Origin of the sequence: Streptomyces sp. NPDC029216 (genome assembly GCF_040648015.1) — a bacterium.
Taxonomy (GTDB): Bacteria; Actinomycetota; Actinomycetes; order Streptomycetales; family Streptomycetaceae; genus Streptomyces.
Map to the genome: position 1 here is coordinate 12,127 of NZ_JBEZWL010000052.1, position 25,338 is coordinate 37,464.

Below are 25,338 nucleotides of genomic sequence, written 5' to 3' on the forward strand. Positions count from 1 at the left end.
ACCGGTCCCCCTACGTGAAGTACTCGGTGAGTCGCGAGACGGGCACGGCCGAGCCGTCCCGGTTGCGCAGGGAGGCCGCGATGGCCTCGTCGTCCGCGGCGTGCGCCTTCTTCGAGTAGTCCAAGTGGTTCGAGATGTGCGCGCATGCCTGGAGGACGGCCTTGACCTGCGAGGTCCACACCGACACCGTGGTCTCCAGCTCACCGCCCAGCGCGAAGCCGCTCGCCTTCAGGGCCGCGGCCGCCTGCATGGTGGAGCCGGCGCCCTGCCCGTCGATGCCCGCGCCCGCGATGTCGGCCTGCTTCTGGAGCCGGCCGTGCAGGGCGAACGCCTCGTGCCCCACCGCGCCGAGGTCGTCCTGGTGCACGACGAGATCGGCGTCCGCCGGCCCCCCGGGCACCTGATCGAGTCGCATCGGCGTCCGCCGAGCCGCCGCGTCCGCCTTCGCCTGGTCCCACTCGTTCCACCCCATCGGAACATTGCATCATGCGCCCGGGGGGACCTGATCACGGATCAGGACGGTTCAGGACCCGTAGAAGAGGTCGTCGACCACCGCGCGGGCGCGGCGGGTCGTGCGGCGGTAGTCGTCCAGCATTTCGCCGACCCTGCCCTCCGGGTAGCCGAGGTAGCGGCCGACCGCCGCCAGTTCCCGGGCGTCCGTGGGGAAGGTGTCGCCGGCGCGGCCGCGGACCAGCATCACGGCGTTGCGGACCCGGGTCGCCAGGACCCAGGCCTCGTCGAGGGTCTGGGCCTCCTCGGTCGGGATCAGGCCGGCGGCGTGGGCGGCGGCCAGGGCCTGGCGGGTGCGGGTGGTGCGCAGGCCGGGTTCGGCCCAGGCGTGCCGCATCTGGAGGAGCTGGACGGTCCACTCGACGTCGCTGAGGCCGCCGCGGCCGAGTTTGGTGTGGAGGGTGGGGTCGGCGCCGCGCGGGAGGCGTTCGGACTCCATGCGGGCCTTGAGCCGGCGGATCTCGCGGACCGCGTCCTCGCCGAGGCCCTCGGCGGGGTAGCGGAGCGGGTCGATCAGGTCGATGAAGGTGCGGCCCAGGTCGGTGTCGCCCGCGACGGGTTCGGCGCGCAGCAGGGCCTGGCTCTCCCAGGTCAGGGACCAGCGCCGGTAGTAGGCGGCGTAGGAGGCCAGGGTGCGCACGAGGGGGCCGGAGCGGCCTTCGGGGCGCAGGTCGGCGTCGATGAGCAGCGGCGGGTCGGCGGTGGGCAGCTGGAGCAGGCGGCGCATCTCGGCGATGACGGTCTGGGCTGCCTTGGCGGCTTCCTGTTCGTCGACGCCCTCGCGGGGGTCGTGGACGAAGAGGACGTCGGCGTCGGAGCCGTAGCCGAGCTCGTGGCCGCCGAAGCGGCCGACGCCGATGACGGCGAAGCGGGTGGGGAGGGTCTCGCCCCAGTGGTCGCGTACGGCGGCGCGCAGGGCTCCGGCGACGGTGGCGGCGGTGAGCTCGGAGACGGCGTCGCCGACCCGGTCGACGAGGGCGCCGCAGTCCTTCTCCGCGGGGCTGTCCTCGGTGCCGTAGGAGGCGATGATGTCGGCGGCGGCGGTGCGGAAGAGCTCGCGGCGGCGGACCCCGCGGGCGGCGGCGACGCCGGCTTCCGCGCTGTCGGCGCGGCCGACGGCGGCGAGGACCTCCTGTTCGAGGGCCTCGTGGGTGCGGGGCTGGAGGCCTTCGGGGTCGCCGAGGAGGGCGACGGCCTCGGGGGCGCGCATGAGGAGGTCGGGGGCGAGGCGCCCGGCGGACAGGACGCGGGCGAGGTTCTCCGCGGCGGCGCCCTCGTCGCGCAGCAGGCGCAGGTACCACGGGGTCTTGCCGAGGGCGTCGGAGACCTTGCGGAAGCCGAGGAGTCCGGCGTCGGGGTCGGCGGAGTCGGCGAACCAGCCGAGGAGGACGGGCAGCAGGGTGCGCTGGATGGCGGCCTTGCGGCTGACGCCGGAGGCGAGGGCTTCGAGGTGGCGCAGGGCGGAGGCCGGGTCGGCGTAGCCGAGGGCTTCGAGGCGCTGGCCGGCGGCGGCCGGGGAGAGCCGGGTCTCGCCGGGGGCGAGCTGGGCAACGGCGTCGAGGAGGGGCCGGTAGAACAGCTTCTCGTGGAGGCGGCGGACGACGGAGGCGTGCCGGCGCCAGGCCTTGTTGAGCTCGGCGACGGGTTCGGTGCGCAGGCCCATGGAGCGGCCGAGACGGCGCAGGTCGCTCTCGTCCTCGGGGACGAGGTGGGTGCGGCGGAGCCGGTAGAGCTGGATGCGGTGTTCCATGGCGCGCAGGAAGCGGTACGCGTCGTGGAGCTGGGCGGCGTCGGCGCGGCCGACGTAGCCGCCGGCGGCGAGGGCGTGGAGGGCGTCGAGGGTGGTGCCGGAGCGCAAGGTGGTGTCGCTGCGGCCGTGGACGAGCTGGAGGAGCTGGACGGCGAACTCGACGTCGCGCAGGCCGCCGGGGCCGAGTTTGAGTTCGCGGTCGATCTGGGAGGCGGGGATGTTGTCGACGACTCGGCGGCGCATCTTCTGGACGTCGGCGACGAAGTTCTCGCGTTCGGCGGCCTGCCAGACGAGGGGCGTTATGGCCTCGACGTACTGGGCGCCGAGCTCGGGGTCGCCGGCGACGGCGCGGGCCTTGAGGAGGGCCTGGAACTCCCAGGTCTTGGCCCAGCGCTGGTAGTAGGCGAGGTGGGAGGCGAGGGTGCGGACGAGGGGGCCGTTGCGGCCCTCGGGGCGGAGGTTGGCGTCGACGGGCCAGATGGTGCCCTCGACGGTGGTCTCGGAGCAGATCCGCATGAGGTGGGAGGCGAGGCGGGTGGCGGCCTGGATGCCCTTGCCCTCGTCGGTGCCGGGGGCGGCCTCGCCGACGAAGATCACGTCGACGTCGGAGACGTAGTTGAGTTCGTTGCCGCCGCACTTTCCCATGGCGATGACGGCGAGGCGGCAGGCAGCCGCGTCCTGGGGGGCGGCGGCCGAGGCGATGCGCAGGGCGGCGCGGAGGGTGGCGGTGGCGAGGTCGGCGAGTTCGGCGGCGGTCTGGGCGACGTCTATGGTCGCGCAGACGTCGCGGGCGGCGATGGAGAGCAGGCAGCGGCGGTAGGCGACGCGCAGGGCGACGGGGTCGTGGGCGTCGGCGAGGCCGCGTTCGAACTCGGGCAGGCCGGGGTGCAGGTCGGCGGCCTCGTAGGTGACCAGGGCCTGCCAGTCGCGGGGGTGGCGGGCGAGGTGGTCGGCGAGGGCCTCGGAGGCGCCGAGGACGCCGAGGAGGCGGTCGCGCAGGGGTTTGGCGGCGACGAGGGTGTCGAGGAGGAGGGGCAGGTCCTCGGGGGTCTGTGCCTCGGCGAGGCGGACCAGGCCGAGGAGGGCGAGGTCGGGGTCGGCGGTGGCGCCGAGGGCGTCGAGGAGCACCGGGTCGGTGCGTACGGCGGCCAGCGCCTCGGCGTCGAGGAGCCGGGACGCGGCGGTGGGGTCGGTGAATCCGCTCCGCAGCAGCCGGATGAAGGTACTGCTCCTGCGTCCCGGGACTGTCATCCCGCCGCCTCCCGAGTGTGTCGCCGCCGCCGGTGGTCTGGCCCTGTCCGGGAGCGAGCCTAGCCGGAGCAGGCGTTCGACTCACCGGGTGCCGTGGCCGATATCATGAGGCGGATTATCGGATTATCTGCTTACTTATAAGTCCGCTAGATCTGTGCGCCAGGGGCCCGGTCCCCGCCCGACCGGCCGCGAGGAGCCCCATGTCCGACGGACCGCCGTCCTCGCGCCCTGCCGCCGCGCCCGCTCCCGAGCCCCGCCCGACCCGGTCTGAGGCGGCTCGCGAGGCCCCCGCGACCCCGGCCGCGGACCGCGCCGCGCGCCAGGCCGCCGCCGGACGGCCCCGGTACGGCATCCCCGCCCCGCGTACCCCGCAGGAGAGCCCGGCCGCCCCCGTACCGCACGGGCACGACCACGTCGGACACCCCCGCGCACGCGCGATCGTCAAGGCCGTCGGACTCCTCGCCGCCACCGCGGCCGGCGGCATGCTCATCCTGCGCGGCAACGAGGCCCTCACCGGCCTCGACGCGCCCAGGACCCCCGACTCCAAGGCCACCACCGCCACGGCCGCGGACGCCCCCGACCCCGGCCGGGTGCTCCAGATCGTCGCCCATCCCGACGACGACCTGTACTTCATGAACCCCGACCTCGCGTACTCCATAGCCGCCGGCCATCCCGTCACCTCCGTCTACCTCACCGCCGGCGAGGCCGACGGGATCAACGCGGGCGCCGGCAAGGCGGCCTCCGCCCGGGCCGACAAGCCCGCCTACGCCGAGGCCCGGCAGAACGGCATCCGCGCCGCCTACGCCAAGATGGCCACCGGCGACCGCAGCAGCGCCTGGAAGCGCAGCTCGATCCCGACCAAGGGCGGCGGCCACGCCGAGGTCGACGTCCTCGTCGCCCGGCCCCAGATCAACCTGGTCTGGCTGCAGCTGCGCGAGGCCGGCAACGTCTACCAGGACGTCCCCGACAGCCTCCACGGCCTGTGGGACGGCAAGGTCCCGCACCTGGAGTCGGTGCTCGCCTCGGGCAGCCCCGTCCGGCACGGGTTCACGTACACCAAGGACCAGGTCGTCCAGACGCTCGTGGGCATCCTGGAGCGGTACCGGCCCACCACCGTCCGCGCCCAGGACCCGACCCCCGGCCGCTTCCGCGACTCCAAGCGCTACACCGACCACCAGGACCACTTCTACGGCGCCCGCTTCGTGCAGCTGGCCACCGCCGAGTACGCCGAGCGGTTCAAGAACCGCCCGCACTTCGCCGTGCAGAACTACGTCGGCTACTTCAACGGCTCCCTCCCCCGCGCCCTCGGCCCCGACGAGGCCAAGGAGAAGCTGGACATCCTGGACACGTACGCCTGGCTGGACAAGGAGAACCACTGCGGCAGCGAGGCCGGCTGCGGGGACCTCAAGGTCGCCGAGCACCCCTCGGGCAACGGCTGGACCCAGTCCATCAACTACGCGCGCGGCACCGGCACCACCTGGCTGACCTCCGACGCGGAGCACGGCCTGTGGGCCTTCAAGGTCCTCGACGGCCAGGCCGTCCTCTGGCACCGCAGCGGACTCATAGGCCGCTGGAGCGGCCCCCGCCCGCTCCCCGGAACCGGGATGGACCAGGGCATATCCACCGTCACCCTGAAGGACGGCCGGATAGCCGCCTTCGGCACCCGCACCTCCTTCGGCGACAAGCCCGCCGACTACCGGCGCGAGGTCGTGTACGCCGTCCAGCAGGCCCCCGGCTCCGAGGAGTTCGGCCCCTGGCAGTCGCTCGGCACCCCGGAGGGCTCCGACGCCGACTGGACCTCCGACATCAGCGCCCCCGCCGTGTCCGTCGACGGCACCGGCGCCCTCGCCGTCTACGTGCGCGACGGCGCCTCCACCCTGCGCGGCCGCGTCCAGCGCCCGGACGGCGCCTGGGGCCCGTGGGAGGCCCACGGCGGCGCCGACCTGCACGGCACGCCCGTCACCGCCACCGACGGGACCGGGCGGCGGATGGTCTTCGCCGCCACCACCAAGTCCGTGACCGGCTGGGTCCAGCCCGAGCCCGGCGCCCCCCTGGGCCCCGCCACCCCCACCGGCCTGCCGGAGACCACCCTCCCGATCACCGCGGACGGCCGCGAGGGCGGCGTACGGGTCTGGTTCCGCAAGCCCGGCTCCGGCAACGTCCGCACCGCCCTGATGACGGGCGACGACGGGCTGAGGGCGACCGGCCTCACCGACCTCGGCGGGCTCCAGGGCTACGGCTCCGTGACCGCCAGCGGGCACCTGCTCGCGGGCCGCTCGGCGGGCGGCCTGCTCGGGTCCGACGTGGCCCCGGGGCAGCCGTGGCAGCGCTCGCCGCTGATGTTCGTCGGCGCCCCGTCCAGCACCATGACCGGCAAGAACCTCGTCAGCCTGGCCGTGGTCGGCCTCGACGCCCGGCTGTACGTCACCTCGTCCGCGGACGCGCCCGACGCGTACCTGGCGCCGTGGCAGCCGGTGGGCCCGCGCAACACGACCCCGTGATCCCGCCCCACCAGGCATAGGCGGCAGATCGGCTGGACAGACACCATCCGTGTCACACCAGCGCCAACACCCCACAACAGGACCATCCTTACCGGGCCCGGTACCCGGCCACGTCCACGATCCGGTCGGCCGCACGCCCCGCGGCCGCCGACGGTGCACAATCACACCCGGTCGTTTTCGGAAAGCACGCGTCATCGGTGAAATCGGTGAACCAACTCGCCCGATTTCGCCTCTCAGTGACTGCACAGCGGTTCTTCCCGCCCGGAACGACCCCAAGGCGTAACCGATGCCCGTTTCCCGCCGCCGCTTCCTCCTCGCGGCCGTCGTGCCCATGCTCACCCTGGGCGCCTCCGGCGTGCTCTCCATCACCTCCGGCCAGCAGACGGCGGCCGAGGCCACCCAGGGCAAGGACCCGTCCGTCCTCCTCCCCGCCAGCACCACCTCCGGCACGGTCGTGCAGATCGTCGCCCACCCCGACGACGACCTGTTCTTCATGAACCCCGACCTCAGCCGCACCCTGCTGGCCGGGCTCCCCGTCACCACCGCCTACCTCACCTCCGGCGAGGCCGACGGCCGCAACGAGGCCAACGGCGGCCAGGCCAAGGACCCGGAGCAGCCCGCCGACCGCGCCCGCTACGCCGAGGCCCGGCAGAACGGCATACGCTCCGCCTACGCCCAGATGGCCACCGGAGACCGTACGAGCGCGTGGAAGCGCACGGTCATACCCACCGCCGGCGGTGGCCAGGCCGAACTGGACGTCCTCGTCGCCCGGCCCCAGGTCAACCTGGTCTGGTTCCAGCTGCGCGAGGCCCGCAACCCGGCCGCCGACAACCCGGACAGCCTGCGCGGCCTGTGGAACGGCCGGATACCGGCGCTGGGCGCGCAGCTCACCACCGGGACCCCGGTCAAGCAGCAGTTCTCGTACACCAAGGACCAGCTCGTCCAGTCCATATCCGGGATCCTGGAGCGCTACCGGCCGACGACGATACGGATGCAGGACCCGACGCCGAACCGCTACGCGGACACCGGCAAGTACACCGACCACCAGGACCACATGTACGGCGCCCGCTTCGTGCAGGCCGCCACCGCCGCGTACGCCGAACGCGTCGCCGACCGGCCGCGGTTCTCGGTGCAGAACTACCTCGGCTACCACAACGGCACCCTCCCCCACGCCCTGGACCCGCAGACCGCCGAGACGAAGATCGGCTACCTCAAGACGTACGCCTGGCAGGACCACGCCGACTACTGCGGCTCCCCCGACGGCTGCGGCGACCGCAAGGTGGCCGGCAGCCCCACCGGCCGCCACTGGGCCCAGTCCCTGCGCTACGCCCGCGCCGACAACGCCGGCTGGCTCACCGAAGGCACCCCCGGCCGGCTCTGGGCCTTCGCCGCCCTCGACGGCCGGATGGCCGTCTGGACCCGCGACCGGGCCGGCGCCTGGACCGGCCCCGCACTGCTCCCCGGCACCGGCATCGACGCCGGCGCCACCACCGCCCGCCTCCCCGACGGCCGCGTCGCGGTCCTCGCCACCCGCACCGTCCTCGGGCCCCGGCCCGCCGACTACCGGCGCGAGGTGGTGTACGCCGTCCAGACCGGCCCCGACGGCCCGTTCGGGCCCTGGCAGTCGCTCGGCACCCCCGAGCCGGGCGACGAACCGGGCACCTCCGCCATCAGCGCCCCCGCGGCCGCCGTCGACCCGGCGGGCCGCCTGACCGTCTACCTCCGCGACACGCGCCGCACCCTGCGCGCCCGGGTCCAGCAGCCCTCGGGCGCCTTCACCGACTGGCAGAAGCTGGGCGGCGAGGACCTCCAGAGCGACCCGGTCACGATCACGGACGCCTCGGGCCGCCGCCACGTCTACGCCACCACCACCACGTCCGTCCTGGCCTGGACCCAGCCCACCCCGGCCGCCCCGCTCGCCGGCCCGTACCCCACCGGCCTCCCCGCCACCACGGTCCCCCTCACGGCGGCCCGGGACGGCGCGGGCGTCCGCCTCTACTTCCGCCGCCCCGACTCCGGGGTGGTCCGCAGCGCCCTGGTCACCGCCGGCCCCGGCACCCCGCAGGTCTCCAGCGTCTCCGAGTCCGGCGGCCGGGCGGGCTATGGCGCGGTCGGCGTCGCGGGCCGCCTCCTGACGGGCCGCGCCGACACCGGCACGGTCTCCACCACCACCCTGGGCGGCCCCCCGGCGTGGACGGAGTCCCGCATGCTCTACGCGGGCGCCCCCTCGGCCGTCCTGGACTCGGCGGGCACCACGACGACGGCCACCCTGGGCCTGGACGCCCAACTCCACACCGCCACCCCCCGCCCCACCACCCCCACCCCGACCTGGCACCCGGCGGTCCTCCCCGCCCCGAGCACCTGAGCCCTCGTTCCCACGGAACTCCACGCCCCGTACTGTCCGTTGGGAGTGATCACAGACCGAAGCGGAACAGTGGAACAGGAGACGGACAGCATGCAGCCTTCGCTGGACAGCATCGAACTGTCGGCCGCCGTACAGGGGATACGGGACCAGCTCGTCGCGGCGGCGGCGGAGTCGGCGGGACGGGAGATCCTCTTCGAGGTGGACGGGATCACCCTCGACTTCGCCGTGGAGCTGCGGCGCGACGTGGGTGCGAAACTCGGGTTCAAGGCCTGGGTCCTCACGGGTGACGCCCACGCGAGCGCGGCGAAGTCCGTGACCCACAAGGTCTCCATCACCCTGCGCCCGAAGACCGCCGCCGACGGGGCGTCCGTCGCCATCGGCAGCGAATCCCCCGTGGACCTCCAGGACTTCACGGTCGTGCCGTCGAACGAGCGCTGAGAGCCGGGTACCGAGAGATGAGCGCCCGGTCCAGACAGCGGATCGCCATCGTCCAGTCGGCACGCCAGGGAAGCGGCTACCTCATCGGCTCACGGCTGGTGCTGACTTCGGCGCACCTGCTGGCCGAAGGAGCGGCGATCCAGGCTGCCGTACCCGGCGGGACGGGGGCACAGCCGTGCCGTGTCGTCTGGCTGCGGGACGACGGCGTCTGTGACGCCGCCCTCCTCGCGGCGGACGCCCACCTGGTCGCCGACCCTTCGGGATGCCCGCCGGCCGACGTCGTGTGGGGCCGCCTCCACGACCTCACCCCCTGGCCGGACTGCGAGGCCGTGGGGTATCCCCAGGCCGCCCGCAGGAGCCGGGCGGGAGCGGACAGCGAGCAACTCGTCGGTACGCTCAAACCCGGCTCGTCCCTGATGAGCGACCGGTACGTACTGGACAGCATCCACTCCGCCCCCGGCCGGGCGGGGACGCCGGGCGGCTCCCCCTGGCAGGGCATGTCCGGAGCGGCCGTCTTCGCCGGGCACCACCTGATCGGGGTGGTGAGCGGCGACCCCGTGCAGTGGGGGCACAGCCGCGTCGAGGCGGTACCCGTCTCCGTCTTCGCCGAGGACCCCGCCTTCCAGCGGACCGTGGAGGAGTTCACCGGGATCCGCCCGCGCCTGACCACCATCAGCCGGACACCCGCGCCGGCACCGGCCCCCGAGGAGGCCCACCCGGCCGCGGAATGGATCTCCGTATCCGAGGCGGATCCCATCGACTACGGCATCCACCACGTCCAGGCCGGCCCGGGGCTCCCGCAGGTCATCGCGCACATCGCGCGTGAAGTGGACACGGAACTCGATCAGCTGATCACGGACATGGCCCCCGTCGGGGGCTTCGTCCTCCTCACCGGCGATTCCGCCGCCGGGAAGACCCGGGCCCTCCTGGAGGCCATGAAGCGGAACCTGGCCGACTGGCTGGTCTGCCGTCCCGACCCGGACGCCGACCTCTCCTTCCTGTACCCGTGCGCCGACGGCGGCCGCCGCGTGGTCTGGCTGGACGACCTGCACGCCTACCTGCGGCCGGACGGACTGACCCCGCAGCTCCTCGGCGCCTTGAAACAGGGCAACGTCGTCGTGCTCGCCACCATGCGCTCGGAGTTCTACGACCACTACGCGCCCTCCCGGGGCAACTCCCGGGACACGAGCGAGGGTTCAGGGCCACGGCTGCCCAGCTCGCCCGCCCGCGTCGTGCGGGCGGCGTGCAGGGTCGAGCTGGGGCGGACCTGGACCGAGGCGGAGCGCGCGTCCGCCGCCGGGCATCCGGACCCCCGCGTCGTCCAGGCGCTCGCGGCGGACACGGCCTACGGCCTGGCCGAATACCTGGCGGCCGGCCCGCAGGTCCTGGCCCTGTGCAAAAGCGCGTCCCGGGCCGGAGCCAATCCACGCGGTGCGGCACTGGTGGCGGCGGCCGTTGATCTGGCACGGACCGGGCTGGACCGCGCATTGCCCCCGGAGTCCCTCGAACGCCTCCACGAGCACTATCTGAGCAAGGCGGGAGGCCACGCCCTCCGTCCGGAACCCCTCGCCGAGGCCTGGCAGTGGGCCGACCGCGTGGTGCTCGGCGTCACGAGCCCGCTCATTCCGGCGGGCCACGGCCGGCGGAAACCGTTCGACTACCTCGTGTCCGACGCGGCCCGCAGATCGGGCATCGACTCCCTGCCGCTCCACGTCTGGGACGAGGCCGTCCGGGTCGTGGACGACACCCGGCGCGCACTCGTCTCCACTTCGGCCAGGTTCGCCGGCCGCCCCGAGATCGCCAAGGCGGTACTCCGCCCCCTGGCGGACGCCGGGGATCCCGACGGGCTGGTCAACCTCGGGGCGCTCCTGGCCGAGGAGGGGGACCACGAGGGCGCGGCGGAGCTGTTCGCCCTGGCCGCGGAGGCCGGTGACGGCACGGGCGCGCACAACCTGGGCGTGACGTACATGCAGCTCGGCGATCTGACCCGCGCCCGCGCGTGGCTCACCACCGCCGTCGAGCGGGGCGAGGGCCAGGCCCTCGGCGCCCTGGGCCTGGCCGAGGAGAAGCTCGGCGACAAGGAGCGGGCCGTCGAGGCCTGGCGCCGGGGAACCGAGGCCGGCGACGCGGCCAGCGCCCTCTACTACTCGGAGTGGATGGGCTCCCGGTGGAACTCCGACGAGGCCCTGGAGGCCCTGCGCGTCGCCGCCGACGGGGACCTCCCCGTCGCGAGCCTGTCCTACGCGGGCGCGCTCCTCGCCCGGGACCAGCCCGAGGCGGCGAGCCGGTACACGGCGAAGGCCGACGACGACGCCCGCCGGCAGGCCCTGCTCGGCAACGGGGCGGGCGCGCTGATGGCGGGCGTCTCGGCGTACTTCAACGGCGATCTCGCGGCCGGCGATCGCTGGTGGGCCCTGGCGGCCGAGCGGGGGGCCGAGCCGGAGTGGACCGTCCTGCGGGCCGAGGACGGGTCCGGCGGACTTCCCGCCCTGGCCGTCAGCGGCGATGCGCTCGCGCGCCTGGGCGAGGAGGAGACCCGGGTCCTGATGGCGTCCCTGTGGGCGGGCGACTGCCTGAGCTGTGGGTATTCCCTGGGTGACGGGGTTCCCGCACTGCACGTGGACGACCACGTCGACCATGCGGACGCCCGGCTGTTCCACTTCGGCGCGTGCCGCTACCCGCGCTGGAACGAGTCCGCGCTCATGACCTTCGCCAGTGACGCCGGTTCGAGCTGGAGGTCCTTCACGGGGTTCGTCCGCAGCCCGCGTCATCCCTCGGGGATCGTTCCGGCGCTCTTCGTCAACCCGTCCCTGGAATGGTCCCAGCTCAGGCCGGACGGGTCGGGGAGATGGTCGGTCGCGGGGATGTTCGGCCCCCGCTCCACCCTCGCCCCCGCCCTCGGTCTGCAGCCCTTGTGGAAGGGCGTGCCGTCCCCTTCACCCGAGAACCGTGTCCGGGTGTTCGCGGGCGGGGGCGAGGTGGCCGTGCCGACCCTCGCGGCCACCTGGTCGGCCCAGGCCACGGAGCCGCTCCTCGACCTCGTCCGGCAGTCCGGGGGGCTCGTGCTCGTGGTCACCAGCGCCGTGGGCCCCGGCGCCGTGACGGTGGAGGCGATGGCGCAGGCGACGGGCTCCTGGGACGCCATGGCCGTATGGGCACCCCTGGAGCGGGACCCGAGCGGCTGAAACGACTCCGGGCCGACGGTCACCGACCGCCGGCCCGGAGTCCGGAGCATCCCGCGGCTACAGCACCGGGAGGTTCTTCCGGAGTTCGAAGGCGGTGACCTCCGAGCGGTATTCCTCCCACTCCTGCTTCTTGTTGCGGAGGAAGAAGTCGAAGACGTGTTCGCCGAGGGTTTCGGCGACCAGTTCGCTGCGTTCCATCAGGGAGATGGCCTCGCCGAGGTTCTGCGGGAGGGGTTCGATGCCCATCGCGCGGCGTTCGGCGTCGGAGAGGGCCCAGACGTCGTCGTCGGCGCCCGCCGGGAGTTCGTAGCCCTCCTCGATGCCCTTGAGGCCCGCCGCCAGGAGGACGGCGTACGTGAGGTAGGGGTTGGCGCCCGAGTCGATCGAGCGGACCTCGACCCGGGAGGAACCCGTCTTGCCCGGCTTGTACATCGGGACACGGATCAGGGCCGAGCGGTTGTTGTGGCCCCAGCAGATGTACGAGGGGGCCTCGCCGCCCGAGCCGGCGGTGCGGGAGGAGCCGCCCCAGATGCGCTTGTAGGAGTTGACCCACTGGTTGGTGACCGCGGCGGTCTCGGCCGCGTGCTTCAGGAGGCCCGCGATGAAGGAGCGGCCGACCTTCGAGAGCTGGTACTCGGCGCCCGACTCGTAGAAGGCGTTGCGGTCGCCCTCGAAGAGGGAGAGGTGGGTGTGCATTCCGGAGCCCGGGTACTCGGAGAAGGGCTTCGGCATGAACGTGGCCTGGACGCCCTGTTCGAGCGCGACCTGCTTCATGACCAGGCGGAACGTCATGATGTTGTCGGCCGTGGAGAGGGCGTCCGCGTAGCGGAGGTCGATCTCCTGCTGGCCCGGGGCGCCTTCGTGGTGGCTGAACTCGACCGAGATGCCCATGGATTCGAGCATGGTGATCGCCTGGCGGCGGAAGTCCATGCCGACGTTCTGCGGAGTGTGGTCGAAATAGCCGGAGTTGTCCGCCGGGACGGGACGGGTGCCGTCCAGCGGCTTGTCCTTCAGCAGGAAGAACTCGATCTCCGGGTGGGTGTAGAAGGTGAAGCCCAGGTCGGAGGTCTTGGCCAGGATGCGCTTGAGGACGTAGCGGGGGTCCGCGAAGGACGGGGAGCCGTCCGGCATCAGGATGTCGCAGAACATCCGGGCGGTCCCGGGGGCCTCGGCCCGCCACGGCAGTATCTGGAACGTGCCCGGGTCCGGCTTGGCGATCATGTCGGACTCGTAGACGCGGGCGAAGCCCTCGATCGCGGACCCGTCGAAGCCGATGCCCTCGTCGAAGGCCTGCTCCAGCTCGGCCGGAGCGACCGCGACGGACTTCAGGAAGCCCAGCACATCGGTGAACCACAGGCGCACGAAGCGGATGTCGCGCTCCTCGAGCGTCCGGAGGACGAATTCCTGCTGCTTGTCCATGCCTTCATCCTCGCAGTTCAGACGACCTGTGCACCACCGACCCGGGCGGGCCGGGGGCACAGCCGGGTCCGTCCAGTATCTCTAGTGGTGGTTTCCGCCACATTACGCACCCCCCAAAGCCGATGGCACCCCCGCTCCGACCTCGGGCCCGTCATGAGCATTACCATCTCCGGCCATGGGGGGCTGGGAGCACACGCGGAGCGGGCGTCACGGGCGTCACGCCCGTCGCGGCGTCCTCATGCTGATGCTCGCCCTCGGCGTGGTGGCCGGGGTGGGCTTCCTGTGCGTACGGACCGGGGCGGCCGCGCCGAGCGGAGAAGGGCCCGTACGGGTGTACGCCGCGCACGGCCCGCACGCCGCCTGCGTGTCCCCGTACGACCTGCCGGGCTGCTCCCCCCACTCCCATGCGACCCCGGCCGTGCTGCCCGCCCCGCCGCCCGCCGTCACCGCGGCGCGGCCCGGGCCGGCGCCCTCCGCCCGGCCGGCGGCCCCGGGCCCGGTACGGCCGCCGGGGACCCTCGCGCGCGCCCCCGACCTCCACGCCCTGCAAGTGCTGCGGACCTGACGGACCCGGCGCGGTACACGACACCACCGGCACCACCCCACACCCCCCTCAGCAGAAGGAACCAGGGCACATGGCCAGCAGGACGTCCGACCAGAACTCCCGCCAGAACCGCATAGCCGAGATGCGCCGCGCAGAGAAGGCGCGCGACCGGCGCAACAAGATCATCGCGATCAGCGTCTCCACGGCGGTCGTCGCCGGGCTCATCGGCTTCGGCGCGTGGGTGATCATGGACCAGAAGCAGAAGGACCGGGACGCGGAGGCGGCCCGCAAGGCGCCGGTCAACGGCGAGCAGACCTGGGACGCGAAGAAGCTCGGCCGCAACCACGTCGAGACCCCGGTCAAGTACGAGATGAACCCGCCGGTCGGCGGGGACCACCACCCCCGCTGGATGAACTGCAACGGCGACGTCTACAAGAACGCGATCCCCGAGGTGAACGCCGTGCACTCGCTGGAGCACGGCGCGGTCTGGGTGACGTACAACGAGAAGGCCGACAAGGCCGACGTCGACGCGCTCGCCGGGAAGGTGGGCAAGACCCCCTACACGCTGATGAGCCCCGACAAGGAGCAGACGGGCACGATCATGCTCAGCGCCTGGGGCAAGCAGCTGACGGTCGACAAGGCGGACGACCCGCGGGTGGCGCAGTTCTTCACCAAGTACGTGCAGGGCCCGCAGACCCCCGAGCCGGGCGCGGCCTGCACCAACGGTCTGGGCGAGAAGTGACCGGCAGCCGTACGAACCGCACGTACTGGGCGGCGGGCACGGCGGTGGTGCTGGCGGCGCTGTTCGCGGCGGGCGCCGCCTTCGCCACGGCCGACGGCTCACAGGACGGGGACGGGGGCTCCGCCGCCCCGCGGACCCCGGCGCTGTACTCGCCCGACGCGGGCTTCGCCCGGGACATGGCGGTGCACCACCAGCAGGCGGTGGAGATGTCCTTCATCGTCCGCGACCGCACGCAGGACGAGCCGGTGCGCGGGCTCGCGTACGACATCGCCAACACGCAGGCCAACCAGCGCGGCATGCTGCTGGGCTGGCTGGACCTGTGGGGGCTGCCGAAGGTGGTGGCCGACGAGCCGCCGATGTCGTGGATGGAGTCCTCACAGGAGGGCGGCGGGCATGCGGGCCACGAGGGGCACGCCGCGAAGCCCGGCGCGCTCATGCCCGGCATGGCCACCAAGGAGGAGCTCGACCGGCTCGGCGGCAGCAGCGGCCGGGACGCGGAGGTGCTCTACCTCCAGCTGATGACCGACCACCACAAGGGCGGCGTCGCCATGGCCCAGGGCTGCGCCAAGCAGTGCCGGACCCCGGTGGAGCGGAAGCTGGCCCAGGGCATGGTCGAGGCGCAGCAGTCGGAGCTCACCCTGATGACGGACATGCTCAGGCAGCGGGGGGCCGCACCGCGCGGGTGAGGCGGCCCGGCGGGAGCGGGGCCACCGCGTGCCGGACCGCCCGCGCCACCTGGTGCGGGCGGTCCAGCATGACCAGGTGGCCCGCCGGCTCGGCCACCTCGAAGCGGGCTCCGAGCCGGTCGGCCAGGGCCGCCTGGCGGGCGAGCCAGCGCCGGGCCGCCCGGCCGCGGGCGCCGTCGTGCCCGACGAGGACGGTGGCGGGGGCCGGCAGGGGGTGGCGGGCCCGCAGGGCGAGCAGCTCGGCGGCGGTGTCCGGGTAGCGGGAGTTCTCCAGCAGGATGCCCCGCCAGACCCGGCCGGTGCGGTAGCAGCGGCGTACGAGGTCCGGTGCGGCCGGGTCGGCGGCCCGGCGGCCGGCCCGGGAGGCCCGTACGGCGGCCCGCCGGGCGGCCGGTCCCAGCGCGGCGGGGAGGCCCGCCGCGGTGAGGGCCCGGCCGAGCGCGCGGGCGGCGCCGGTGCGCAGCGCGGCGGGCAGGAGCGTACGGGGGGTCTCCTCGACGCTGGAGTCGACCAGGACCAGGGCGGCGGTGCGGCCGGGGTACAGGCGGGCGAAGGCCTCGGCGTGGAAGCCGGCGAGGGAGTGCCCGACGACGGTGACCGGGTCGGTGACGCCGAGGGCGTCGAGCAGGCCGGCGATGCGGCGGGCCTCGCCGGCGGCGGTCGGCGGGGCGGTGGCCGGGCCGCTGAGGCCGTGGCCGGGGCGGTCGAAGCGGATGACGGTCCGGCCGGCGGCCACGAGCAGCGCGGCGACCTCGTCCCAGTCGAACCAGGCCATGGCGAGGCCGGCGCTCAGCACGACGGGTGGGCCCTGGCCCTCCACGACGGTGTGGAGGGCGACGCCGTCGACCCGGAGGAAGCGGCCCGGTGGGTCGGGCTGCCGCGTCATGTGCGGCGCTCCCGGTGGACGGAGTACGCCAGCAGGCCCAGCCAGAGCGCCACCAGCAGGACCTGGAGCCGCTGGCCGGCGCCCAGGGCCCAGGTGCCGTGCCCGGCGGTGAACAGGGTGATGGCGGTCAGGGTCCAGGCGGTGGCGAGGAGTTCCAGTACGACGAGGGCGGGTCCGTAGCGGGCGAGCGGGGCGAGGCGGCCGTAGCGGCGGGCGGCGACGGTGAGGGCCACGATGCCGACGAGGGCGCCGGTCATGGCGAGGCTGCTGCTGACGGCGTGTGCCTGGTGGGTGGCCGGTACCAGGCCGGCGGTCTCGCGGGCGGCGCACTCGGGGTCGGCGGTCGGCCGGCAGCTGAGCGGGAGCCAGGCGTCGGCGGCGGTGGCCGCGCCGAAGAGGGTGACGCCGGCCCAGCCGGCGACCGCCCAGGGGCGGCGGGCGTCGGCGTACCGGAGGAGGCGTAGCAGGGCGAGGAGCCCGCCGAGGAAGACGAGCAGGCCGGCGGTGAAGTCGGTGGCCCGGAAGAGGCCGCCGAGGGGCTGGTCCTGGGCGGCGAGCTCGCTGACGTACGTCTCGACGGGGTTGAGGCCCGTGGAGAGCACGACTTCGAGCACCCACGCGGTGTAGGCGGCCGCGCCGAGGCCCACGAGTCCGGCGACGGACCCGCTGCCCGGACCGTTCCCGTGGCCGGCGGCGGGGGCGGGGTCGGCTTGTGTACCCATGGTGTGAATGATCCTCAGCAGATCCGGCGGCGGCGCGCAGCGCTCCACGCGGCGCGGCAGGCGGCGGTCGGCGGGGGCCGTCCGGCGGAGTCCCTCACGGGGGAGAACGAGGCGGCGGCCGGCGGCGTTCCCCGCCGGCCCGGCGGGATTCCGACAGTTCGGCCGATTTCCTCCGCTGCGGGGCGGCCGGGGGGCCAATGCGGTTGGAGGGGGCGGTCGGCCATGGCAGGCTGCCCGCATCTCCGTACGCCACACTTCGCAAGGACGCCGCCAGGTATGAGTACGCCGCCGACCCCGCCCGCCAGCCCGTCCGGTCAGCCGACCGAGCCCGCGGGCACGCCGATACCCGAGGGTCCGGCACCGACCGGCGCAACACCACCGGAACCCACGGCTCCGTCACCGGAGCAGCCCCCCGCGGCGGCCGACCCGGCCCGGCCGGAGTCCCCGGCGACCCCGCCCCCGGCGGAGGAGCCCACGCCGCAGGCCGTACCGACCCCGGCGGAGGCGCCGGAGGGCCGGCCGTCGCCGGAGGAGCCCGCCGCTGCGACCGAGCCTGCCCCCGCGGAATCGGGGCCCGCCGCCGAGACCGTACGGCTGTCGCTGGACAAGCCCGCCCCGGCAGGGGAAGAGCTCGCGGCGACGATCCCGGCCGGCGGCGACTGGCAGCCCCTCGGCACGACCCCGCCGGCTGCACCGGAGGACGAGACCGCCCGGCTGTCCCTGGACAAGCCGACCGCCCCGGCCGCGTCGGAGGCGCCGGAGGGCCGGCCGTCGCCGGAGAAGCCCGCCGCTGCGGCCGAGCCTGCCCCCGCGGAATCGGGGCCCGCCGCCGAGACCGTACGGCTGTCGCTGGACAAGCCCGCCCCGGCAGGGGAAGAGCTCACGGCGACGATCCCGGCCGGCGGCGACTGGCAGCCCCTCGGCACGACCCCGCCGGGTGCGGCGCCCTCGACGGAGGCAGCCGCACCCGCTCCGACGGACGGCCCCGGCGAAGCCCCCGAGACCGCCCGGCTGTCCCTCGACAAGCCCGCGGCCGCGCACGAGACCACGCCGATGGCGCCGGTCGGCGCGCCCGCCGCCCCGGCCGCCCCCGCGGCGGCTGGACCGGCGCAGTCGGCGCCGCCGGAGGTCAACCCGTGGGCTACGCCCGCCCCCGGGCAGTTCACCCCGCCGCCCGGGGTCGCGCACGGGGCCCCCGGGAACCCCTGGGGGCCGCCCGGCGGTGGCCCGTGGGCGCAGCCCGGGCCGGGTGGGCAGCCCGGGTACCCCGGCCAGGCCGGGCCGGGCGGGTATCCCGGGTATCCCGGGTACCCCGGGTACCCGGGTCAGCCCGGGGTGGCCGGGTACTACCCCACCGCCCCGCGTACCAACGGTCTGGCCGTCGCCGGGCTCGTCCTCGGGATCCTCTCCGTGCTGCTCGGCGGCATCCCGTTCCTCTTCTGGCTCGGAGCCCTCCTCGCCCTCACCGGCCTCGGGATCTCCGGCGGCGCCCTGGCCCGTGCGCGGACCGGCGCGGGGCGCAAGGCGATGTCCGTGGTCGGCGTCGTCCTCGGGATCGTCGGACTCGGCGCCTCCGTCGGCGGCTGGTTCCTCACCACCGCCATCCTCGACAAGGCCCACGACCGGATCGCCCACGAGCGGATGAACGACCCGGAGTGGGGCGAGGACCCGGAGGACTGGGAGGACGAGCCGTCCCCCTTCCCCACCCTCCCGAAGCTGCCGAAGCCGCCCAAGACCGCCGAGCAGGGCCCCGGCTTCGCCACGCCCGTCCCCTTCGGGCAGACCGTCGCCTACCCCGACGGCCTCAAGGTGAGCCTGGCGCCGCCGCGCAAGTACGTCAGCAAGGCCGACTGGATGGACGTGGGCAACGCGGTGGAGGTGTCGTTCACCATCACCAACAACACCGGCAAGCCCCACAAGGTCATCTACGCCATGCCCGCCGTGAAGGACGACAAGGGCGGCTCCGCCAAGCTCGTCTTCGACGGCGAGACCCCGAAGCGGATCGAGGGCGTGATCCAGCCCGGCGAGTCCGCGACCGGCGTCGCCGCCTTCGAGGTCCCCGAGGGGACGAAGAGCATCAGCGCCGAGCTCTCCCCCGGCATCCTGATGCCCGCCGCGAAGTTCAGCGGCGCCATCCGATAGGGCGCGCACGGACGGCGAAACGGCCCGGGCCCAGGACATCGCGTCAGAAAGACGATTACACTGGGCCCGTGCCTCAACTTCGCCTCGCGCTGAATCAGATCGACTCGCACGTCGGCAACATCGCCGCCAACACCGACTCGGTCGTGCACTGGACCCGGCACTCCGCCGAGCAGGGCGCCCACCTCGTGGCGTTCCCCGAGATGACACTGACCGGGTACCCCGTCGAGGACCTCGCCCTGCGCGGTTCCTTCGTCGACGCCTCCCGCACCGCGCTGGTGGACCTCGCGCGGCGCCTGGCGGACGAGGGCCTCGGCGAGCTCCCCGTGGTCGTCGGCTACCTCGACCGGGCCGAGCGGGCCGCCGCCCGGCTCGGCCGCCCGGCCGGCTCCCCGGAGAACGCGGCGGCCGTCCTGCACCGCGGGGAGGTCGTCCTGCGCTTCGCCAAGCACCACCTCCCCAACTACGGGGTCTTCGACGAGTTCCGGTACTTCGTGCCGGGCGACACCCAGCCGGTGATCCGGGTGCGCGGCGTCGACGTGGCGCTGGCGATCTGCGAGGACCTCTGGCAGGAGGGCGGCCGCGTCCCGGCCACCCGCTCCGCCGGCGCCGGGCTGCTGATCTCGATCAACGCCTCCCCGTACGAGCGCAACAAGGACGACGCCCGCCTGGAGCTGGTGCGCAAGCGCGCCCAGGAGGCCGGCTGCACCCTCGCCTACCTGGCGATGATCGGCGGCCAGGACGAGCTGGTCTTCGACGGCGACTCGATCGTCGTGGACGCCGCCGGCGAGGTCGTCGCCCGGGCCCCGCAGTTCTCCGAGGGCTGCGTGCTGGTGGACCTGGACCTGCCGGCCGCCCGGCCCGACGCCCCCGAGGGGGTCGTGGACGACGGCCTGCGCATCGACCGCGTGATCCTGTCCGAGGAGCCGGTGGAGCCGTACGAGCCGGTCGTGACCGGCGGCTACGCCGACCGCCTCGACGACGACGAGGAGATCTACGACGCGCTGGTCGTGGGGCTGCGCGCGTACGTGAAGAAGAACGGGTTCCGCTCCGTCCTGATCGGCCTCTCCGGCGGCATCGACTCCGCGCTCGTCGCCGCCGTCGCCTGCGACGCGATCGGCGCGCAGAACGTGTACGGCGTCTCGATGCCCTCGAAGTACTCCTCCGAGCACTCCCGGGGCGACGCCGCCGACCTGGCCGAGCGGACCGGCCTGAACTTCCGGACCGTCCCGATCGAGCCGATGTTCGACGCCTACATGGGCGCGCTGGGCCTGACCGGCCTGGCCGAGGAGAACCTCCAGTCCCGGCTGCGCGGCACCCTGCTGATGGCGCTGTCCAACCAGGAGGGGCACATCGTGCTGGCCCCGGGCAACAAGTCGGAGCTGGCCGTCGGCTACTCCACCCTCTACGGGGACTCCGTCGGCGCGTACGGGCCGATCAAGGACGTGTACAAGACGGACGTCTTCCGGCTCGCCCGCTACCGCAACCGGGCCGCGGCCGAGCGGGGCGAGACCCCGCCGATCCCGGAGAACTCGATCGTGAAGCCGCCGAGCGCCGAGCTGCGCCCGGGTCAGGTGGACACGGACTCGCTGCCGGACTACCCGGTCCTCGACGCGATCCTGGAGCTGTACGTGGACCGCGACCAGGGGCTGGAGGCGATCGTGGCGGCCGGCTTCGACCGCGCGCTGGTGGCGAAGACCATCCGGATGGTCGACACGGCCGAGTACAAGCGCCGCCAGTACCCGCCGGGTACGAAGATCTCCGCGAAGGGCTTCGGCAAGGACCGCCGGCTGCCGATCACCAACGGCTGGCGCGAGCACCCGTAGGGCTCCGGGCACCCGCAAGGCCCCGGGCACCCGTAGAGGGCCCGGGACGTGACGGAAGGGGGCCCCGCCGCGCCGGCGGGGCCCCCTTCGTCGCGTCCGGACCGGCTACTTGCGCACCGTGAGGCGCGCCGCCACCGGGAGGTGGTCGCTGCCGGTGCGCGGGAGGGTCCAGGAGGCCTCCGGCTTCACCCCGCGGACCATGATCTGGTCGATGCGGGCCATCGGGAACTGGGCGGGCCAGCTGAAGCCGAAGCCGTTGCCGGCCGCGCCCTGGGTGGAGCGCATCTGCGAGGTGACCTCGGACAGGGAGCGGTCGTTCATCGTGCCGTTGAGGTCGCCGAGCAGGACGACGTTCTTCAGCGGCTCGGCGGCGAGGGCCGCGCCCAGCGCGTCGGCGCTGTTGTCTCGCTGGTTGGCGGTGAAGCCGGCGTTGAGCTTGACGCGCACCGACGGCAGGTGGGCGACGTAGACGCCGAGGTCGCCGAAGGGGCCGGCGACGGTGGTGCGCATGGCCCGGGTCCAGCCCAGCCGGATGTCCACGGGCTTGCTGGAGGTCAGCGGGTACTTGCTCCACACGCCGACCGTGCCCTCGACGGCGTGGTACTTGTACGCGCCCCCGAGGGCCTCCTCGTAGACCGGGACGGCGTCGGCCTTGAGCTCGGTCAGGGCCAGGACGTCGGCCCCGGACTTGGCGACCGACCGGGCCGTGCCGCGCGGGTCGGGGTTGTCGGCGTCGACGTTGTGGGCGGCGACCATCAGGTTGCCGCCGGGGCCCGACTTGTCGTTGACCAGGCCGCCGAAGAGGTTCACCCAGACCACGCCCGTCAGCAGCAGGGCGATCAGGGCCGTGGCGGACTTGCGGACCACCGCGGCGACCAGCAGCAGCGGCACGAACAGGCCCAGCCACGGCAGGAAGGTCTCGGTGAGGCTGCCGAGGTTGCCGACGTCGTTGGGCAGCTCGGCATGGAAGATCATGATGCCCGCGATCAGCAGGGCGCAGCCGGCGGTGACGACGCCCCGCTTCCAGATGCCCGGATCACGGCCCAGTTCGGCCAGTTTGCGGCGCAGTTCGGCCCATCGGCGTCGCAGACCGGATCCGGAGGGCCCGGGCTCTGAGCCGCCGTTCCCCGTCTCCGTCATGTACGCCTGTGCCATGCCATGTCCTCGCTGCCGTGCTCGCGCTCCGTCCCCGCACCTTGACCCTAGGCGATGTCGGGAGCCTTCCGTGCCGTCCTCGCGGCCGTACCACCGGGAGGACGAACGGCCGTGCGGCTGGGGTTCCGCTTGTCACGAAACGCGCACATTGGCTCCTGCGCGCCTGGAGCCGCGCCGGGAGTGTGACGGACCGGTCAGCGCGCCTCGGCTGCGCCACTTCCGTCCACGGCCGGACGGGTGCCACCATGGTGGGTGAGTCCGGGGACGCCGTGAGGGCGCCTCGAGATGACACAAGGAGCAGTTGCAATGACGCATGCCGTTTCGCCTGCCCGCGAAGCCGCCTCCCCCACCCTGTACGGAGGCACGGGCACCCGGCGGATCACCGTCCGCGACCTCACCCTCGCCAAGGAGCGCGGCGAGAAGTGGCCGATGCTCACCGCCTACGACGCCATGACGGCGTCCGTGTTCGACGAGGCCGGCATCCCGGTCATCCTCGTCGGCGACTCGATGGGCAACTGTCACCTCGGCTACGAGACCACCGTCCCCGTGACGATGGACGAGATGACGCTGCTGTCGGCGGCCGTCGTACGGGGCACCAGCCGGGCCCTGGTCATCGGCGACCTGCCGTTCGGCTCGTACCAGGAAGGCGCCGTACAGGCGCTGCGCAGCGCCACCCGTCTCGTGAAGGAGGCCGGTGTCGGGGCCGTGAAGCTGGAGGGCGGCGAGCGCTCGCTGCACCAGACCGAGCTGATCGTGCAGTCCGGCATCCCGGTCATGTCCCACCTGGGCCTGACCCCGCAGTCCGTGAACGCCATGGGCTACCGGGTGCAGGGCCGGGGCGACGAGGCCGCGCACCAGCTGCTCCGCGACGCGAAGGCCGCGCAGGACGCGGGTGCCTTCGCGGTGGTGCTGGAGCTGGTCCCGGCCGAGCTGGCCGCCGAGGTCACCCGGTCCCTGCACATCCCGACCGTCGGCATCGGGGCGGGCGCGGAGTGCGACGCGCAGGTGCTGGTGTGGACCGACATGATGGGCCTGACCGGCGGGAAGATGCCGCGGTTCGTGAAGCAGTACGCGAACCTGCGCGCGACGATGGGTGACGCGGCGAAGGCCTTCGCCGAGGACGTGGTCGGCGGAACGTTCCCGCAGCCGGAGCACGCCTTCCACTAGTTCCGCACGCCGGTGATCCCGTAGGGGCCGGCGTCCCGCCGACAGGGGTCGGCGGGACGCCGGCCCTCCGTCTTTTCCTGTCGGTCGGCTGTCGGTCGGCTGTCGGAGCTTTGTCAGTGACGGCTGGTCCCATGGTGGACATGACGCGAAACGACAAGAATCCCCACGCCGTCGAAGTGCGGGGGCTGGTGAAGCACTACGGCGAAACGAAGGCCCTGGACGGGGTCGACCTCTTCGTCCGCGAGGGCACCGTGCTCGGTGTCCTCGGTCCGAACGGCGCGGGCAAGACCACCCTGGTCCGCTGCCTGTCCACCCTGATCACGCCCGACGCGGGCACGGCGACGGTCGCGGGCTACGACGTGGTCCGCCAGCCGCGGCAGCTGCGCCGCACCATAGGCCTGACCGGCCAGTACGCCTCGGTCGACGAGAAGCTCTCCGGCTGGGAGAACCTCTACATGATCGGCCGGCTGCTGGACCTGTCCCGCAAGGAGGCCCGGTCCCGGGCCGACGAGCTGCTGGAGCGGTTCTCGCTCACCGAGGCCGCGAAGAAGGCCGCGATGCACTACTCCGGCGGTATGCGCCGCCGGCTCGACCTGGCCGCCTCGATGATCGGCCGCCCGGCCGTCCTGTACCTGGACGAGCCGACCACCGGCCTGGACCCCCGCACCCGCAACGAGGTGTGGGACGAGGTGCAGCGGATGGTCGCCGAGGGCGCGACCGTCCTGCTCACCACCCAGTACATGGAGGAGGCCGAGCAGCTCGCGAGCGAGCTGACGGTCATCGACCGCGGCAAGGTCATCGCCAACGGCAAGGTGGACGAGCTGAAGGCGCGCGTCGGCGGCCGCACCCTGCGGATCCGGCCCGTGGCCTCCGCCGACCTGCCGGACATGGCCCGCGCCCTGTCCGAGGCCGGTCTGGACGGGGTGGCCGGCTCCCAGGCCGTGCCGGACGAGGGCGTACTGCTCGTCCCGATCCTGAGCGACGAGCAGCTGACCGCCGTCGTCGGCCTGCTGGCCGGCCGCGGGTACGCGATCGCCGACCTCGGCACCTACCTGCCCAGCCTCGACGAGGTGTTCCTGTCCATCACCGGACAGCGGCCCGCCCAGGTCGAGGACTCCGTTCCCACCGAGAAGACCGAGGAGGTCGCGGCATGAGCACCGTCACCACCACCAAGCCCGCGGCCGCCCGGAGCGGCGCGGCACCGGCCCCGTCCGACGACGGCCGGATCGGCCTGCGGGGCAACCTGCGCCACATCGGCGCCCTGGTGCGCCGCAACGCCCTGCAGATCAAGCAGGACCCGGAGTCGATGTTCGACGCCGTGTTCATGCCGATCATCTTCACGCTGCTGTTCGTGTTCGTCTTCGGCGGCGCGATCTCCGGCAAGGGCAACCAGGAGCAGTACGTCAACTACGTGCTCCCCGGCCTGATGGCCATGATGGGCATGAACATCGCCATGGGCGTCGGCACCGGCGTCAACGACGACTTCAAGAAGGGCGTGATGGACCGGTTCCGGTCCATGCCGATCGCCCGGTCCTCGGTGCTCATCGCCAAGATCGTCGTCGAGCTCGGCCGGATGATGGTCGCCATCGCGATCCTGCTCACCGTGGGCTTCATGCTCGGCCTGTCCGTCCAGTCGGTGGTGGACCTGTTCCTGGCCATCGGGCTGTCGGCCGTCTTCGGCGCCTCCCTGATGTGGATCTTCATCCTGCTGGGTCTGACCATGAAGACCGCCCAGGCCGTCCAGGGCATGGCGATGCTGGTCCTGATGCCGCTGCAGTTCGGCAGCTCGATCTTCGCCCCGCCGACGACCATGCCGGGCTGGCTCCAGTCCTTCACGGAGTACAACCCGCTGTCGAACCTGGCCGACGCGGCCCGCGGCCTGATCAACGGGACCCCGCTGGGCCACTCGGTGTGGGTCACCCTGGCCTGGTCGGTGGCCATCACCGCGATCGCCATGCCGCTCGCGGTGCGCAAGTTCCGCCAGAAGACCTGATCCGGCCGGCCGGACCGTTGCGGATCGCGTCCCGGACGGTCCGGCACGCACGGGGGGCG

General features: G+C 73.6%; 18 protein-coding genes. 12 read left to right on the forward strand and 6 right to left on the reverse strand.

Features of this window, described 5'->3' with window-relative positions:
• Window positions 1-10: 10 nt before the first annotated feature.
• The gene (locus AB0F18_RS19870; RefSeq protein ID WP_362062342.1) at window positions 11-472 is read right to left on the reverse strand and encodes a hypothetical protein; all 462 of its coding nucleotides are present in this window, start codon (window positions 470-472) and stop codon (window positions 11-13) included.
• A 51-nt stretch (window positions 473-523) separates the two neighbouring features.
• On the reverse strand, window positions 524-3,511 hold the full coding sequence (locus AB0F18_RS19875; RefSeq protein ID WP_362062345.1) for a bifunctional [glutamine synthetase] adenylyltransferase/[glutamine synthetase]-adenylyl-L-tyrosine phosphorylase: 2,988 nt from the start codon (window positions 3,509-3,511) through the stop codon (window positions 524-526).
• 200 nt (window positions 3,512-3,711) lie between these two features.
• On the opposite strand from AB0F18_RS19875, the gene AB0F18_RS19880 reads away from it, so the two are divergent.
• The 4 genes from AB0F18_RS19880 (at window position 3,712) to AB0F18_RS19895 (ending at window position 12,000) form a co-directional block, all read left to right on the forward strand.
• Window positions 3,712-6,012 (forward strand): PIG-L family deacetylase, encoded by a 2,301-nt coding sequence (locus tag AB0F18_RS19880; protein WP_362062348.1) that lies wholly within the window; start codon window positions 3,712-3,714, stop codon window positions 6,010-6,012.
• A 286-nt stretch (window positions 6,013-6,298) separates the two neighbouring features.
• Window positions 6,299-8,377 carry a PIG-L family deacetylase gene (locus AB0F18_RS19885; RefSeq protein ID WP_362062351.1) on the forward strand — a complete coding sequence of 693 codons (2,079 nt, stop codon included), beginning with the start codon at window positions 6,299-6,301 and terminating at the stop codon, window positions 8,375-8,377.
• Between the two features lie 90 nt (window positions 8,378-8,467).
• Window positions 8,468-8,815, forward strand: a complete 348-nt coding sequence (locus AB0F18_RS19890) for a trypco2 family protein (RefSeq protein WP_362062354.1) — start codon at window positions 8,468-8,470, stop codon at window positions 8,813-8,815.
• A 17-nt stretch (window positions 8,816-8,832) separates the two neighbouring features.
• Window positions 8,833-12,000, forward strand: coding sequence for a tetratricopeptide repeat protein (locus AB0F18_RS19895; protein ID WP_362062356.1), 3,168 nt, complete (start codon window positions 8,833-8,835; stop codon window positions 11,998-12,000).
• A 57-nt stretch (window positions 12,001-12,057) separates the two neighbouring features.
• On the opposite strand, the gene AB0F18_RS19900 is transcribed toward AB0F18_RS19895, so the two are convergent.
• Complete coding sequence (locus tag AB0F18_RS19900; RefSeq protein ID WP_344153501.1) at window positions 12,058-13,419, reverse strand: glutamine synthetase family protein; 1,362 nt, start codon at window positions 13,417-13,419, stop codon at window positions 12,058-12,060.
• 238 nt (window positions 13,420-13,657) lie between these two features.
• Between AB0F18_RS19900 and AB0F18_RS19905 the strand changes: the two genes are divergently transcribed.
• From AB0F18_RS19905 to AB0F18_RS19915, 3 genes are all read left to right on the forward strand, one after another.
• Window positions 13,658-13,984, forward strand: coding sequence for a hypothetical protein (locus AB0F18_RS19905; RefSeq protein WP_362062359.1), 327 nt, complete (start codon window positions 13,658-13,660; stop codon window positions 13,982-13,984).
• A gap of 70 nt (window positions 13,985-14,054) precedes the next feature.
• Window positions 14,055-14,705 (forward strand): DUF3105 domain-containing protein, encoded by a 651-nt coding sequence (locus AB0F18_RS19910; RefSeq protein WP_362062362.1) that lies wholly within the window; start codon window positions 14,055-14,057, stop codon window positions 14,703-14,705.
• On the forward strand, window positions 14,702-15,391 hold the full coding sequence (locus AB0F18_RS19915) for a DUF305 domain-containing protein (RefSeq protein ID WP_362062365.1): 690 nt from the start codon (window positions 14,702-14,704) through the stop codon (window positions 15,389-15,391). The genes AB0F18_RS19910 and AB0F18_RS19915 overlap by 4 nt, the downstream gene beginning before the upstream one ends.
• Here the strand turns inward: AB0F18_RS19915 and AB0F18_RS19920 are convergent.
• Together AB0F18_RS19920 and AB0F18_RS19925 are read right to left on the reverse strand one after the other, a co-directional pair.
• Window positions 15,360-16,277: an alpha/beta hydrolase gene (locus AB0F18_RS19920; protein ID WP_362062368.1), complete on the reverse strand. Its 918-nt coding sequence runs from the start codon at window positions 16,275-16,277 to the stop codon at window positions 15,360-15,362. The two genes, AB0F18_RS19915 and AB0F18_RS19920, sit on opposite strands and share 32 nt — an antisense overlap.
• Entirely contained in the window at window positions 16,274-16,999 is a 726-nt protein-coding gene (locus AB0F18_RS19925; RefSeq protein WP_362062371.1) for a DUF998 domain-containing protein, read from the reverse strand. Before AB0F18_RS19925 ends, AB0F18_RS19920 begins: the two co-directional genes overlap by 4 nt.
• Before the next feature lie 276 nt (window positions 17,000-17,275).
• Between AB0F18_RS19925 and AB0F18_RS19930 the strand changes: the two genes are divergently transcribed.
• Together AB0F18_RS19930 and AB0F18_RS19935 are read left to right on the forward strand one after the other, a co-directional pair.
• Complete coding sequence (locus AB0F18_RS19930; RefSeq protein WP_362062374.1) at window positions 17,276-19,141, forward strand: hypothetical protein; 1,866 nt, start codon at window positions 17,276-17,278, stop codon at window positions 19,139-19,141.
• A 68-nt stretch (window positions 19,142-19,209) separates the two neighbouring features.
• Window positions 19,210-20,964: an NAD+ synthase gene (locus AB0F18_RS19935; RefSeq protein ID WP_362062377.1), complete on the forward strand. Its 1,755-nt coding sequence runs from the start codon at window positions 19,210-19,212 to the stop codon at window positions 20,962-20,964.
• A 105-nt stretch (window positions 20,965-21,069) separates the two neighbouring features.
• Here the strand turns inward: AB0F18_RS19935 and AB0F18_RS19940 are convergent, their stop codons facing one another.
• Window positions 21,070-22,119, reverse strand: coding sequence for an endonuclease/exonuclease/phosphatase family protein (locus tag AB0F18_RS19940; RefSeq protein WP_362062380.1), 1,050 nt, complete (start codon window positions 22,117-22,119; stop codon window positions 21,070-21,072).
• Between the two features lie 306 nt (window positions 22,120-22,425).
• Here AB0F18_RS19940 and panB point away from each other — a divergent pair, with 306 nt between their 5' ends.
• The 3 genes from panB to AB0F18_RS19955 all read left to right on the forward strand — a co-directional run bounded on the left by panB (window position 22,426) and on the right by AB0F18_RS19955 (window position 25,279).
• Window positions 22,426-23,286 carry a 3-methyl-2-oxobutanoate hydroxymethyltransferase gene (panB, locus tag AB0F18_RS19945; protein WP_362062383.1) on the forward strand — a complete coding sequence of 287 codons (861 nt, stop codon included), beginning with the start codon at window positions 22,426-22,428 and terminating at the stop codon, window positions 23,284-23,286.
• 131 nt (window positions 23,287-23,417) lie between these two features.
• Window positions 23,418-24,440 (forward strand): ATP-binding cassette domain-containing protein, encoded by a 1,023-nt coding sequence (locus AB0F18_RS19950; RefSeq protein WP_362062424.1) that lies wholly within the window; start codon window positions 23,418-23,420, stop codon window positions 24,438-24,440.
• Entirely contained in the window at window positions 24,437-25,279 is an 843-nt protein-coding gene (locus tag AB0F18_RS19955) for an ABC transporter permease (protein WP_362062386.1), read from the forward strand. The genes AB0F18_RS19950 and AB0F18_RS19955 overlap by 4 nt, the downstream gene beginning before the upstream one ends.
• The last annotated feature ends 59 nt before the right edge of the window (window positions 25,280-25,338 follow it).

Excerpts from the sequence above, each read along its gene's own strand:
- AB0F18_RS19930 (WP_362062374.1), top strand. The coding sequence starts at position 17,276 with ATGAGTACGCCGCCGACCCCGCCCGCCAGCCCGTCCGGTCAGCCGACC.
- AB0F18_RS19885 (WP_362062351.1), top strand. The coding sequence starts at position 6,299 with ATGCCCGTTTCCCGCCGCCGCTTCCTCCTCGCGGCCGTCGTGCCCATG.
- AB0F18_RS19955 (WP_362062386.1), top strand. The coding sequence starts at position 24,437 with ATGAGCACCGTCACCACCACCAAGCCCGCGGCCGCCCGGAGCGGCGCG.
- AB0F18_RS19870 (WP_362062342.1), bottom strand. The coding sequence starts at position 472 with ATGGGGTGGAACGAGTGGGACCAGGCGAAGGCGGACGCGGCGGCTCGG.
- AB0F18_RS19905 (WP_362062359.1), top strand. The coding sequence starts at position 13,658 with ATGCTGATGCTCGCCCTCGGCGTGGTGGCCGGGGTGGGCTTCCTGTGC.
- AB0F18_RS19940 (WP_362062380.1), bottom strand. The coding sequence starts at position 22,119 with ATGGCACAGGCGTACATGACGGAGACGGGGAACGGCGGCTCAGAGCCC.
- AB0F18_RS19925 (WP_362062371.1), bottom strand. The coding sequence starts at position 16,999 with ATGGGTACACAAGCCGACCCCGCCCCCGCCGCCGGCCACGGGAACGGT.
- AB0F18_RS19890 (WP_362062354.1), top strand. The coding sequence starts at position 8,468 with ATGCAGCCTTCGCTGGACAGCATCGAACTGTCGGCCGCCGTACAGGGG.
- AB0F18_RS19895 (WP_362062356.1), top strand. The coding sequence starts at position 8,833 with ATGAGCGCCCGGTCCAGACAGCGGATCGCCATCGTCCAGTCGGCACGC.
- AB0F18_RS19880 (WP_362062348.1), top strand. The coding sequence starts at position 3,712 with ATGTCCGACGGACCGCCGTCCTCGCGCCCTGCCGCCGCGCCCGCTCCC.
- AB0F18_RS19900 (WP_344153501.1), bottom strand. The coding sequence starts at position 13,419 with ATGGACAAGCAGCAGGAATTCGTCCTCCGGACGCTCGAGGAGCGCGAC.
- AB0F18_RS19910 (WP_362062362.1), top strand. The coding sequence starts at position 14,055 with ATGGCCAGCAGGACGTCCGACCAGAACTCCCGCCAGAACCGCATAGCC.
- AB0F18_RS19920 (WP_362062368.1), bottom strand. The coding sequence starts at position 16,277 with ATGACGCGGCAGCCCGACCCACCGGGCCGCTTCCTCCGGGTCGACGGC.
- panB (WP_362062383.1), top strand. The coding sequence starts at position 22,426 with ATGACGCATGCCGTTTCGCCTGCCCGCGAAGCCGCCTCCCCCACCCTG.
- AB0F18_RS19875 (WP_362062345.1), bottom strand. The coding sequence starts at position 3,511 with ATGACAGTCCCGGGACGCAGGAGCAGTACCTTCATCCGGCTGCTGCGG.
- AB0F18_RS19950 (WP_362062424.1), top strand. The coding sequence starts at position 23,418 with ATGGTGGACATGACGCGAAACGACAAGAATCCCCACGCCGTCGAAGTG.